This is a genomic window from Paenibacillus foliorum, from assembly GCF_013141765.1.
Taxonomy (GTDB): domain Bacteria; phylum Bacillota; class Bacilli; order Paenibacillales; family NBRC-103111; genus Paenibacillus_S; species Paenibacillus_S foliorum.
Genome location: NZ_WHOD01000052.1, coordinates 1 through 14358, shown reverse-complemented (window position 1 = coordinate 14358; position 14358 = coordinate 1). Strand labels below are relative to the sequence as shown.

General features: G+C 44.6%; 6 protein-coding genes. 5 read left to right on the top strand and 1 reads right to left on the bottom strand.

What is annotated here, in order from left to right; translation table 11 throughout:
- Positions 1-116: 116 nt before the first annotated feature.
- The 3 genes from GC093_RS12010 (at position 117) to GC093_RS12000 (ending at position 10823) form a co-directional block, all read left to right on the top strand.
- Positions 117-1832 (top strand): sensor histidine kinase, encoded by a 1716-nt coding sequence (locus GC093_RS12010; RefSeq protein ID WP_171652115.1) that lies wholly within the window; start codon positions 117-119, stop codon positions 1830-1832.
- Positions 1833-1881: 49 nt separating this feature from the next.
- On the top strand, positions 1882-3447 hold the full coding sequence (locus tag GC093_RS12005; protein WP_171652114.1) for a response regulator transcription factor: 1566 nt from the start codon (positions 1882-1884) through the stop codon (positions 3445-3447).
- A 140-nt stretch (positions 3448-3587) separates the two neighbouring features.
- A complete protein-coding gene (locus tag GC093_RS12000) occupies positions 3588-10823 on the top strand; it encodes an Ig-like domain-containing protein (protein WP_171652113.1) in 7236 nt (2411 codons plus the stop codon).
- A gap of 97 nt (positions 10824-10920) precedes the next feature.
- Here the strand turns inward: GC093_RS12000 and GC093_RS11995 are convergent, their stop codons facing one another.
- Positions 10921-11919, bottom strand: coding sequence for a peptidylprolyl isomerase (locus tag GC093_RS11995; protein WP_171652112.1), 999 nt, complete (start codon positions 11917-11919; stop codon positions 10921-10923).
- A gap of 273 nt (positions 11920-12192) precedes the next feature.
- Between GC093_RS11995 and GC093_RS11990 the strand changes: the two genes are divergently transcribed.
- Together GC093_RS11990 and GC093_RS11985 are read left to right on the top strand one after the other, a co-directional pair.
- Entirely contained in the window at positions 12193-12465 is a 273-nt protein-coding gene (locus GC093_RS11990) for a hypothetical protein (protein ID WP_171652111.1), read from the top strand.
- A 34-nt stretch (positions 12466-12499) separates the two neighbouring features.
- The coding region (locus tag GC093_RS11985; protein ID WP_216624603.1) for a hypothetical protein at positions 12500-14358 on the top strand (1859 nt) is incomplete at its 3' end.

Genomic DNA, 14358 nt, shown 5'->3' with positions numbered 1-14358 from the left:
TCTGGAAAGAGGGTATTTTCCATTTCTTGGTCTTGGCGATTTGAGAGCCTTTATACTAATATGGGAAGGAACATATCGCCAATACTTGCAGACAACGAAGGAGAAGAGACAGCTACATGAGGCATCTGTTTCGATTTACCTATTACAGACGCATCCAAATTTCGTTTTTGGTGCTTATTTTGCTGCCCACGATCATGGTTGCCTTTCTTAATTACTCTATGACGAATCGTCAAGTGAAGGAAAAGCTGATGCTCAGCAATGATAATGTTTTGGCAGTTATGACAAAAGATATATCGAAAATGATTGACGATTTGACCTTCGCATCCCATTTTTTCGTTCAGGACGCAAATGTTCGGAATACGCTTCGTACTTTTTCAAATGTTAAACGGATTGAGAACGGCAGCCATTTGGAGCAGTATTTGCTGATTAAAGATTTTTTCAGTCTTGTCGTGGCCAAAACAATGAACAATGAAATCTTCATGTACTTGGTAAACGATGCGGGCTTTATCGTGCAAGCGTACGATATGTATCCGACACCGGAGCAGGTTATGAAACAGTGGGAGAGCGTCAAGTCCCGTGTGAATGAGAGTGAACCGAAACAGATACAATGGCTCGGAATGGTACAATCCGGAAATGTTAAGACCTATTACTTGTCCAGAGTAATCCGTGATCCTTCTGATAATAAATTACTTGGTACACTTTATATCGGGCTGCCGGAGATTTACTTCGGGAAGATGTTTCAGCAGGTATCTATTGAGCATCTTGCTTTATTTGACGCGGATGGGCAGCGAATTGCTGGAGCTGTTGATATTCCATATGAGAGAACTTCAGGGGTGAGTAGGAATATCCGTAATGAAGCATTGATCAAGAAAGCCGGATGGAAGCTCGTCTATGAGACGCCCGAATCAGAGTTAACAGGTGAGCTGTCCAAGACCTTTTACCTGTCACTTTTGCTGATGCTCCCCTTTTTCCTGTTGTTTTCTATCATCTCGATAGTGGTAGCCAAACGGCTGCATTATCCGATTTTGCGGCTGCAGCGCAGTATCAAGCAATTTGGTAAAGGCAACCGTACAATCACCTTTCCGGAGGAGGGTAAGGACGAGATTGCCGAACTGGGCAAAACGTTGAATGGCATGGTCGAGCAAATAAATAAGCTGATTATCGACATCGAACAGGAGCAGGAGCAAAAGAGGGTATTGGAGCTTCAAGCCTTGTATGCTCAAATTCGGCCGCATTTTTTGTTAAATACACTCAATTCTATTAAATGCAATCTGAGCTTGTCTGACGACCAGGTTCATACCCGGTTAATCGAATCGCTCATGAGTCTTCTGCGTGCCTACATGAAAATGGCTGAACCTTTATCATTGCGAAGTGAGTGCAAACTGCTTGGTGACTATGTAGAGATCATGAAGATGAGAAATGATCTTTCGTTGAATTCAGAAATACGTGTAGCACCAGAATGTGCAGAGCTTGAAATACCGAAGCTGCTGCTGCAGCCTATTGTAGAGAACGCCTTCATACACGGCTTTGCGGATAGCGGGGAGAGCCATCCACATATCCTCATAGTTGCGGAACAAATCGGCAATCAAGTGGAGATTCAAATTTCCGATAATGGGGTAGGAATTTCGACAAACATCCGGGAAGAACTGAATGTAATGCTGGAGGCTGGAAGTACTGAGGAGCATGAATCCTATAAACGAATTGGCCTGCTAAATGTGCTGCAGCGGATGCGGTTAACATTTGGCCCTGAAGCAGCTATTCATCTGCTTGCTAATGATGATGGCGGCACCACCGTTTGTGTCAGTATTCCGATATTATCTAAGGCAGAATGAATGCAGGTGCAGCTACTACAAATTAAGCAACCTAAGGGAGAATCGGGCAATGTACAAAGTAATGCTGGTGGATGACGATGTGCCGATGATCAAGTATTTATCTAAGCTTATTGATTGGGGCCTTTTGCAAATCGAAATCGTGGCAGTGGCTCATTCAGGCAAGCGAGCGCTTCAGCTGTTTCGGGAGACTAGTCCCGATATTGTTATTACGGATATTGGCATGCCGTTAATGGATGGAATGGAGCTTGCTGCAGAGATGCAAAAGCTCAAGCCTGAAGTGCGAATCCTGTTTTTGACATGTCACCAGGAGTTTCATTATGCGAGGAAAGCGGTTCAACTTGACGCTGATGATTACCTTATCAAAGACGAGATAACGGCTGAACAGCTGGAAGAGAGCTTACGGAAATCGGTTCAGGATCTAAAGACTGTTCGGCAGCAGCTCGAGGAAATATCTTACAAGCGAGAAATTTTCATGAACAAGGACGTGCTAAAACGGCAGTTCTTGAAGCAGTTAACGCTGGAGGATAGACATGATGATTTGCTTACCTCAGGTAAACAACTCGGAATTGAGTGGAAGCATTCCCATTTTATGATAGCTATGGGTAATTTGAATTATGCTTCATTTCCTAAACGATACCGATATAAGGATGAGCCCATATTGCTGTATGCGATTTCGAATATTGCAGAAGAAATGCTGGATGGTAGCTTGGAGATAACCACCTTGACGGATCAGGAGTCCTATTTCCTGTGCATACTTAATTATCAACCGAATTTGAGCTGCAATATAGTGGAGCGCTTCTCAAGCTTTCTCGCCTCCCTTCGGGAGAAAATTCACAGTTTTCTCCGAATTGGGATTCATGTTTATTACTCTTCGCCTTTTAAAGGGATATCTAATATTTCACAAGAGCTGCGGAGCTTAAAGCAGGATAACCGAGAGGCTTTTTACAGTGAAATTTCTTTCGGCGTACTGCCGTCGTCCGAGCTGAAGCTGTGGAACCATGAGATCATGGTGACGTTAGAAGCGCTTTGGAGTCGTCTCGTACAAGGGTTTAAGGACAGTGATGATAATGCGATCACCATCGCTTTGGAGGAGATCAAGGAAAAGGCTAAGCATCAGCAGTTGGATCCAGTTGAATTGATGGGAAAATGCTCGCAATGGATTAGAGTTATGGAATTTGAGCGTGATCTAAAGGGAGAAGACTCGTTTCACCGCTGTTTGCAGCAATGTGGGCGATGGGATGCAGCCGTTGAATTGATGAAGTCAAGAATTCAAGAAATCATGATCAGTGGCACGTCTAGCTCAGAGAAAAATATGAAGTTAAAGCAAATTGACCGGTACATATCTGAGCACTTATCCGAGAATATTACGCTCGTCGATATGGCGGATACGTTGTTTTTGAATCCGAGTTATTTTTCCAGGTCGTTCAAATTGGAAACCGGCATGAATTTTACGGATTATGTACACCGTTACAAAATGAACATTGCTTGCAAGCTTCTTAAAGAAAGTATGGAGAGTACTGAAATAATTGCTTTCAAGCTTGGGTATATGGAACGGACCTACTTTTCCAAGGTATTCAAAAAGTATGTTGGCGTCAGTCCAAAGGATTATCGGTAAGACATATAGTATAGAGTAAAAATTGTGCACGATATAGTAAACATCGTGCACATTCTTTCTATTCAGCTTCGAGTATTATGATTAATGCGACTGGACGATTCAGGCAGCAATGTAAGCGTTTCATAATAAGCTTAAAGGGGTTGAGTACAATTAAATTGAGTAAAAATATTAAACGTGCTGTGTCCTTAGGAATTACTTTACTCATGGCTGTGAATATGGTTTATTTCCCAACTGAGAGGCATGTAGCTCATGCAGCCGTCGTTACGCCGACTATTCCAACGGTAGTAAGTACCTATGTTGGTGCTGACAAGACGGAAATTTCTGCGTACGATCAGCAGGTTCATTTAAAGGTTATGGCTAAGATGAGCAGCGGACCTGATAAAGAGCTCAAGAAAAATACGGCGTCCAATTCAACAGATCCGCAGCTTAACAGCGTTCATTATTCATCAACTATTGCAGGGGTGACGATTGATGATACGACAGGCATTTTAACCTATGACGGCTCATCAGGGCAAGTTCCTGTGAATGTTAGTGCGAGTGTCAATTATTTAGATGTTGTCTATTTTGAGGGTTTTGAAGGCGGGACTTTAGGAAGCTTTACACATGATCCGGGAGCTACTAACACCGCAACTACCTCGGTTGTAGCGAAAACTGGTGTTCCTGCTCACAGTGGTTCTTACAGCGCCAATCGAAATAACAGCGGCACAACGAACAATACATTAAGAGCAGACATGGGCACAGCCATGAAAGGTACGGTTACGGCATGGGTCTATAATGGGACACCGGCAGGCAATTCGCGAAATAATATTTTTGTAGGCACAAAGCTTAATGCCGCTACCAACGGGGTGGACATTTCCAATGGCTTGCTTCTTGGAGAGCACTGGGATGGAGGCACAGGATCAGGCACCCAATTCGTATCAAGAATTATGACCTCTTCTTTCTCCCCAACTTCGGCAGCTCGTGGAACGACACCGGCCTGGCATGAGTTCAAATGGGATCTCACCTCAGGTACAGGTGCCACCATGTATATTGATGGTGCACAAGTAGCAGCTACGAACGCGGAAGCTCAATATCAATACATAGCATTGGTCGGAAATTGGAAGCCCGACAACAGTAATACCTATTATGACGATATTAAAGCTACAAAGCTTGGGACAAGTACATCATCTGCATTATCCATACCCGTTACAGCTGGTACTGGCGATATTGATAGTCTAACAGTTTCAGGACAGGGTGGAGCAAGCACCATTACAGCAGATGCTGGCAGTCTTCAAATGACTGCAGCTGTTACTCCCTCCAGCGCATCATCGAAGGTTACATGGAAGGTGGAAAATCAAGACGGCACACCGACCAACAAAGCTTCCATATCCTCAAACGGAGTATTGTCGGCTATAAGGAACGGTGCAGTAAAGGTAACGGCAACGTCTGCTGTCAAGCCGGCAGTATCCAATAGCCTTGTGGTAACCATTTCAGGACAAACCGTCAAAGTTACTGAATTATCCATACAAGCTCCATCGGGAGCGACAAGCTTTGGAACTTTGGATCCTGTTCAGCTGAGCGCAACAGCTTTGCCTGCAGATGCGGGAGATCAGGCTGTTACATGGTCCGTTATACAAGGTACGGATGTCGCAGCTGTATCGAATACAGGTGTAGTGACACCTGTAAAAAGCGGAACCGTCCAAATCCAGGCGACTGCGAAGGACGGGAGTAATGTTAAAAGTAATATATTGTCTCTCACATTTGCGATAAAGCTTACAACTGTAACCGTAGTAGGCGCTGGAGGTGCCACATCGATAACAGCGTTAGCTGGTTCTCTTCAAATGGAGGCCGTTGGTATCCCTGCTGAAGCTGCAAATAAAAACGTAGTCTGGACCGTGGAAAATGGTACGGGAAGCGCAACGATCAGCAGCACAGGTCTGTTAAGAGCCATTTCCAATGGAACCGTAACGGTAAAAGCAACAGCACAAGATGGAAGCGGCGTTGCTGGACAATGCGTGATTACTATTTCCGGGCAGTCTTACCATACTTATTATATAAGCATTACGTCCGGTAATGATGCGAATGACGGTCTGAGTGAAGCAACAGCATGGAAAAGCCTGGACAAAGTGAATGCATCCACATTCAGTCCCGGCGATAAAATAGGGTTCAAAGCAGGCGACATCTGGAACGGTCAGCTTAGACTGAATGGAAGCGGTGCAGAAGGACTTCCTATTAAAGTTGATAAGTATGGAAGTACTGATCCTGAAGTTCGGCCTATTTTTAATGGTATGGGAACGGATGAGGCTGACGGAGTCAACTTGGTGATGCCATTAGGCAGTGTGGCCGGTCAGCATTATGCCGCAACGGTTGAGGTCCGAAACCAAAGCTTCTGGGAGATTAGCAACCTGGAGGTTACCAACTACGATGCTACAACGAAAAACATGAGAGCCGGTATTATCGCATTGAACGAAAAGGGAGTGACGGTAACTGAATGGGAGCAAAATCAGCTTAAGCATATCGTGATTAGGGATTGCTATGTTCATGACGTTAACTCAGACCCTTCTGCTTACAAAATGACAGGGGGGATCCTGATACTGGGCAATTATTCCGACGTCCTCGTTGAAGGAAATAAAGTTATCAATGTTGCCATAGAAGGAATCCGAAATGCAGGTATGGCTCCTAGCGGTTCATCCAACGGTGGGGCTCCACAGGTTATGAACAATATAGTTTTTAAAAACAACTATATTCAGGACGTACAGGGCGACGGTATGGTTATTAGTAACATTGCTGATAATGGCGATAAGGATGTCTACAACGGTATCGTCGAATATAATACGATTTTGCGTTATGCCAACACGAATGTCGGCTCCTTGAACTATGCAGCAAATTGGGTTTATGGCAGTAAGGATACTCTTTTCCAATATAATGAAACCTTTGGCGGCATATATGGGTACAACGATGGAGAAGCGTGGGATGTCGACCTGTATAGTGACAATATTGTTTACCAATATAACTACAGTCATGAAAACAGAGGCGGTATCATTTTATTCATGGGTACGGGTCAATCCGTGTTCCGTTATAATCTAAGTGTGAACGATGGGAATGGGGCTGAGCTGTTCTTTTACCATCCATCCTCCTATACGAAGGCTCCTTGGATTTACAACAATACCATTTTTACAGGGAAAGATATAGCTACAACTGTATTTAATAACAGCACTCCTTATATCAAGTTTGCCAACAACATCATGATGACACTGGGTAAGGTGAAAAGGTTTGCCAATGTAGATCTGACGCAAGGTTATATCAAGAACAATATTTTCTACCCGAACATCCTGACGACTGGAGGGGTTGCAGGAAGTGTAGAGCTTGCCAATAACTTGTATGTGAATCCCCAGCTGGCAAGACCCGGAGAAATCCCTAAGAACGTGATTACAGCTAAAAATAGATTTGATGTATCCAAGCTGGAAGCTTACAAAATCCTGGCGAATTCGCCTGCGATTGGCGCTGGCTGGAAGGTCGACTTACCGTCTACTTTTACAGATGTAACGAAAGATATGTTCGGTAATCCGCTAGGCAGTATTAGTGATATCGGAATTCACCAATTTACTAATGATGTCCCTACTCATACCTTTACTGAAGTATTGCCGACGTCAGTTGAGCTTAACCAGGCCAATGTGTCATTGCTCGTAGGGGAAGCATCGCTTCTTGGTACGATAATTGAACCTGCTACAGCATGGAATAAAACAATGACATGGGAAAGCGATAAGCCATCTGTGGCAACGGTTGATTCCAATGGGGCTGTTAAAGCTGTAGCTATAGGAACTGCGAATATTACCGTAAAAAGTACAGCAGATCCTAGACTTGCAGCTACCACTAAAATTACGGTTAAAGCACCCATCACAACTACAAGCGATATGATAGTCGAAGCGAATTATCCTTATCTAGATGCAACAAACAGCAAAATTAATTTGAAAATTGCTAACGTGATGAGCGATGGCAGCACAAGAGAACTTAAAAAGAAAGTAACAGAACTGAACGAGCCTAGGTTGAATAGTGTCACCTACAGCACGGACAATTCCAATGTATCTATCGATTCAGATGGCCTCTTGACAGTTACTGGGGATTTAGGCAGTGCGTCAGAAATACATGTAACGGCTAATGTTTCGTACGAAGATGTGGTGTATTCGGAAGGATTTGAGGATGGTACGCTAGGCGACTTTGCTATGGATAGTGGAACTGACTATGCCGTTTCGGTGCAATCTTCTACAGAGCAAGCCCATTCCGGTGCATACAGCCTGAAACGTATTAATGCAGTCAAAAGTGTTATGAGTAAGGCGTTCTCTACCGACATGAAAGCTATAGCCTCGATGTGGATCTATGATGATGGAACAACGAAGGCGAACCGGGCGGTTGGGAGTGTTGGGGCTTACAGAGATAATACAAAAATTATGGGACTAGGCTTATTCTATGATGGTTCACTTGGTTCTGCTTCCCAATTTGCTACGAGATTCCAAACTACAAATTGGTCCGTGTCCAATGTTCCACGCAGCGTTGGCTGGCATGAATTAAAGTGGGATTATACAGGTCCGATGGTCAACATGTTTATTGATGATCAGCCAGCAGGTACTTTTAATTCATCCAGTTTTCGGGCAGTTTCACTTATGAATTTATGGAACAGCTCCGCAGGTAACTTCTATTATGACGATATCCGAGTTGTCGTGCCAAGAACGAATGCGACTGCGATTCCTCTAACTGTCAAAGTAAATGCTACTCAAATCGACGGTGTGAGAATCTGGGGAGAGGACAACGCTACATCGATTACAACCGATAAAGGTACGCTTCAGATCAAAGGCGGCTTGATTCCGAATCAGTTACCTGGTATTGATTACAGCTTGATCTGGAGCCTGGAGGAAGAAACAGGCAGAGCTATGATTTCTAATACGGGTCTCTTGACGGCAATCAAAGATGGACGGGTCAAGGTCATTGCGCAATCGGTGGCTAATCCTTCGCTTAAAGCGGAAATGTATGTCACGATATCCAATCAATATGTTTCTGTGACAGAAGTGAGCACTAGAGGCACCAATGATAAGAAGAGCATAGATGTAGCAGGCGGCACCTTGCAGCTGATTGCTACGATTTCTCCGTCTAACGCAACAAACAAGAAGCTTACATGGAAAATTCTTAATACAGACGGAAGCTCTACTAAAGTAGCCCAAATTTCCAATACAGGCCTTGTGACGGCTGTCGTGAATGGAACGGCGAGAGTGCATGCAATTTCTGAAGACGGAGGCTTTGACGGCCCTCTCGACATTACGGTTACGAATCAACCGGTTCTTGTTGAGGGAATTGAAGTCAAAACTCCAAATGGTGAAAATTCTCTGGAAGTAGGAAGAATGGTAGCCTTATCAGCGGTCATAACGCCTAATAATGCCGTCAATAAAGCAGTGACTTGGTCCGTCAACAATCAGAATGGAACCAATGCTTCCATTACAACTGAAGGGGTATTTTCTTCAGGAGATATGGAGGGTGAAGTGACGGTCGTTGCAACAGCTCAAGATGCTTTGGGAACGGTTGGAAGCAAAAGGATGACCCTAACGAAAACACCGACAGAGATTGTGAAAGCCAACAAAGACACATTAAAAGCCAAAATTGTCGAAGCAGAAGGAAAATTAAGCGCTGCTGTAGTTGGTTCACAAGCGGGAGAATACCCGCAAAGTGCGGTTGACACTCTGAAGCGGGAAGTAATGAGTGCAAAAGCAGTAGTAAGTAATATAGACGCAGTGCAGCAAGAAGTGGATCAGGCTGTAATCGCATTGGCAAGAGCGGTAATTGCATTTGACAGTGAGATAGTAACGGACCACCCGACGGAACCAAAAGCCAACAAAGACGCATTGAACGCCAAGATTGCGGAAGCAGAAGGAAAATTAGGCGCAGCTGCAGTCGGATCACTAACGGGACAATACCCTCAAAGTGCGGTTGACACTCTGAAGCAGGAAGTAACGAGTGCAAAAGCAGTAGTAAGTAATAAAGACGCAGCACAGCAAGAAGTGGATCAGGCAGAAGCAGAACTAAATATAGCGATAAAGGCTTTCGAAAGCACTAAAATACCTTATCGCAATAATTCAAGCTCTCATCATTCAACTGCGCCGTCTGGAGCAGCGGAAGGTGGGGGAGTCGTAAATGTGATAGCTGATGACGGCACTGTAGCCAAGCATGAGTTCGATCCTGCGACAGCAACGGTCACGATTCATGTTGAGGACAAAGAACGGGTCTCATTGACTTTTAACAGTGGTGAACTCAAAGAGTCACAGCAAGTAAGCGATGGAGTGAGAATTCTAATCCGTTTAAAAGGCTTTATTTATGAATTAGCCACCGATGTAACTAGTAAGGTTGTAGGTATCGATAATTTCCTGCAGAATAACCAAACAACTAAGGATCAATTAAAGGTTAACGTTCAGGTAGAAGCTACCAAGTTAACACCTGAGGATGAAAAGGTCGTTGAACAGGCACTTGGTGCGGAATCAGGCTTGGATGGCTTCAATCTCGTGTCCGGTATGTATAATGTTCATCTAAGACTTGAAGCGCCGAATGGTCAGATTATGGAAGTCAAAGCTTTCGATAGCCAAAGAACAATGCTGATTGAGGTAAGCCCGTCCTTCAAAGATAAAGTAGTAGCAGCATTATCAATAAGTGAAGGAGAAAACGGGGAGAAGACAGCAGGTATACGAACGGCCAAGTATGTAGAAATAGATGGAAAGTCCTACATGCAAATCAAAACCGCAAGCCACAGTAAATATGGTTTGGTAGAGCATCATGCCTCATATATGGATGTAACGATGGAGCATTGGGCTAAAGCACCAATAGAAGAAGCAAGCTCACGACTGCTGCTAAGTGGGGTAGGTCAAGGAAGATTTAATCCAGATGCACAAATTACTAGAGCTGAGTATATCACGATGCTGATTCAAGCAATGGGATTGCCAAAAACTGCTGACAATCAGAGCTTGTATGAAGATGTTCGATCAGGCGACTGGTACTATGCAAATATGGCAATTGCCCATAAGGCGGGGCTTCTTAAATGGATTGAAGGAAACAGCCTGAAGCCGAATGCTCCCATTACAAGAGCTGAAATGGCAAGGGCAACAGTTGCCGCGGCCCAATATTTGAAAGATGGCAGCCTTGTGGATGCCGATCTAACAGAATTAAGTAAGTTCATGGATGCAGACAAAGTATCAGCAAGTGAAAGAAGTGACCTTGCTTGGTGTATAGAACATGGACTCATTAATGGAACAGTAGACGTAATGACAGGTAAATCTGCAATTGCTCCGAGTGAACAGGCAACGCGCGCTCAGGCAGCTGCAATCATGCTGAGACTTCTAAGAGAAATAGGTTTGATTTAAACAAAAAGAGCTCCTCTCCGGCAATCATATTGCCAGGGAGGAGTTCTTTTTGGTGAAAAAGGCGCGAGGATAGGGACGAGATGGAAGACATTATAAGCTAGTTCAACATAAGCTTATCATAAACCGGTTGATTAATAATCACTTTTGCTGTCTTCAGACGGTCTGTAATTTGTTCTTGTATCTTATCATTGATGTAAAGCTTTTTTACGTCTGACTTTACATCATCAAAACTCTTATAGCCTAGCGATTGTTTTTTTGTGAGTTTAAAGATGGCATTTACATTGTTATAGGGGAAAATTTCGCTAAACTCGTTTTCATTCAGCTTAAGTGCTACTTCGTATAGGCTTCTTTTAGTAAGCTCTTCTTTGGATATCTCTTCCAAGTTCAAGGTCAAGTTCTCTAGCACAATACTGTTACCCGAATCAAGCTTCCCCTCTTTAATCGACTTAAAAATGGTTTCGTAGGTGGGGCTAGCTGTTGTGATCAATTGGCCTTCAAGCTTGAAGCCTTTACTGTAAAAGTGTTTTTGCCTTTCGTAATATTCTCGATACACAGAATCGCTCGAATTGTAGGCGGGGTTGTCCATTAAGGAATTAATCATATTGGCGTAATGAGTAGCATGCAAATAAGAATAGTATTGCATCTTGTTAAATTGCGTTAATCCGTATACAGGCTCTTTATTTTCAATTTTTCTGCGCCTTTCTTTATTTTCGGCATCTAAATTATCCGTGAAATGATCGAAACTAAGATCTTTGATTATTTTGTGTTCTTGCATGATAAGCTGCTCTATTTTAAATTTTTTCAATTCGTCTATGGCCTTATGCTTAGCATAATCTGAGGGATTCTCGCCATTGTAAGTGCTTGTCCAAAAAGCTGCACTGTAATCGATATTATATTTTGTTTTAAAATAGTTCGCCGTCATTGCTTTATTGTTTTGGTAAAAAATATAAAACTCTTCATTTGCCACAGGAATTCCATCAACAGTAAAGACAAAGTCATTATTACTAGCGTTGCTAGTATATAGTTTGGCCGTACAGAGAATGCCCAGCAAGATTATTGCAGCTGCGCTTATTAGAATAATATTTTTACGCTTCATATTGTAACCTCCAGCGGATGAGAAATCGATTTTGTTCTAAACTAGCATTTTGACATGCTGCTTTTACTATATAAGGTTTCAGATTTTATTCAAGGTTAAAAATTTTACTATTATGTGTGATATTATTACCGCTTTTCAATGCCTTATATGGTAGTAAATGTAAAAATCCGCTTATACCTTCTTTTATTCACCCAAGCACGCCTTTCTACTAATCATATAATGCACAATGAAACTAGAATGTTTCAAATTTATACAAGAGAGGGGTGAGGTATTTTGGAGGCATTAAAAAATTTAATAAAAGCCCTTCTCGATTTAGATCCTATAGAAGTCGAAGTTCATCTAAAAAACGGAGAAAAGATATCGTACTCTAATGACGATTCTGAAAATTCGTTAAAAAAATGGTTGAAGAAATTTGATTTAGATCAAATAGTCAAAATAGAGTTTAAGTACGAGGACGGTACTAAAATCTCAATAGAATTGCCATGTGGAGAAGATGCTGAGGAAGAAGACGGAGAAGATGAAGATGAAGATGAAGATGAAGATTAAAATTATTAATTTATAGGAGGAGGTGGCAGGCTTCTTGAGTAAACTTGAAAAGGTCATGCAAGTTATTGATTCGTTGGATATCGAAGATATCGAAGAAATTGAAATAAAATATTATAACGGAGAAAAGTACGAGTTATCCTTCGATGAAGATGAAGGCGAGGCTGAGAGAGAGGTAGCTCTTGCAAACTTTCTTGGAATCATCGATTGGATTCAAGTTGAGGAAGTTGAAATAGAACTGTATAACGGAACAGAAATCGAAATTAAATTTGAAGACGGCGGTTATTATGGTCCAACTGGTCCAACTGGTCCAACTGGACCAATGGGAGCAACGGGAGTAACAGGAGCAACAGGGGCAACGGGAGCGACAGGCGCAACGGGAGCAACAGGAGTAACAGGAGCAACTGGGGCAACCGGAGCAACAGGAGCAACAGGGGCAACCGGAGCAACAGGAGCAACAGGGGCAACCGGAGCAGCAGGAGTAACAGGAGTAACAGGAGCAACCGGAGTAACAGGTGCAACAGGAGCAACAGGGGCCACAGGAGCAACAGGAGCCACAGGAGCAACAGGAGCAACCGGAGTAACAGGAGTAACAGGACCAGCAGGCGGTCCTCCAGGAGCAACGGGAGCAACAGGGGCAACCGGAGTAACAGGTGAACCAGGAGCAACCGGAGCAACAGGGGCAACCGGAGCAACCGGAGCAACAGGGGCAACTGGAGTAACAGGTGAACCAGGAGCAACCGGAGCAACAGGAGCAACAGGAGCAACAGGAGCAACTGGAGTAACAGGTGAAACTGGAGTAACAGGTGAACCGGGAGCAACTGGGGCAACAGGAGCAACTGGGGCAACCGGAGTAACAGGTGAACCAGGAGCAACTGGGGCAACTGGGGCAACAGGAGCAACTGGGGCAACCGGAGTAACAGGTGAACCAGGAGCAACCGGAGCAACTGGGGCAACAGGAGCAACAGGAGCAACAGGAGCAACAGGAGCAACAGGAGCAACTGGGGCAACAGGAGCAACTGGGGCAACCGGAGCAACGGGAGTAACAGGTGAACCGGGAGCAACTGGGGCAACCGGAGCAACAGGAGCAACTGGAGTAACAGGTGAAACTGGAGCAACAGGAGCAACAGGAGCAACAGGAGCAACAGGAGCAACCGGAGTAACAGGTGAAACTGGAGCAACTGGGGCAACCGGAGCAACGGGATCAACGGGAGCAACAGGAGCAACCGGAGCAACGGGAGCAACGGGAGCAACGGGAGCAACGGGAGTAACAGGTGAACCAGGAGCAACTGGGGCAACCGGAGCAACAGGAGCAACGGGAGCAACGGGTGTAACAGGTGAAACTGGAGTAACGGGTGCAACCGGAGCAACCGGGGCAACAGGAGCAACGGGAGCGACGGGAGCGACGGGAGTAACAGGTGAAACTGGAGCAACCGGAGCAACTGGAGCAACTGGGGCAACCGGAGCAACAGGAGCAACGGGTGTAACAGGTGAAACTGGAGCAGCCGGGGCAACAGGAGCAACTGGAGTAACAGGAGCAACCGGAGCAACGGGAGTAACAGGTGAAACTGGAGCAATAGGAGCAACGGGAGCAACAGGTGTAACAGGTGAAACTGGAGCAACTGGGGCAACCGGAGCAACAGGAGCAACGGGAGCAACGGGTGTAACAGGTGAAACTGGAGCAACCGGGGCAACAGGAGCAACAGGAGCAACGGGAGCAACAGGTGAAACTGGAGCAACCGGAGCAACCGGAGCAACGGGAGCAACGGGTGTAACAGGTGAAACTGGACCAACCGGAGCAACGGGAGCAACGGGAGTAACAGGTGAAACTGGAGCAACTGGAGTAACAGGAGCAACCGGAGCAACGGGAGTAACAGGTGAAACTGGAGCAACCGG

Bases quoted from the DNA above. Each gene is read 5' to 3' on its own strand.
- GC093_RS11995 (WP_171652112.1), bottom strand. From the start codon at position 11,919: ATGAAGCGTAAAAATATTATTCTAATAAGCGCAGCTGCAATAATCTTG.
- GC093_RS12010 (WP_171652115.1), top strand. From the start codon at position 117: ATGAGGCATCTGTTTCGATTTACCTATTACAGACGCATCCAAATTTCG.
- GC093_RS12005 (WP_171652114.1), top strand. From the start codon at position 1,882: ATGTACAAAGTAATGCTGGTGGATGACGATGTGCCGATGATCAAGTAT.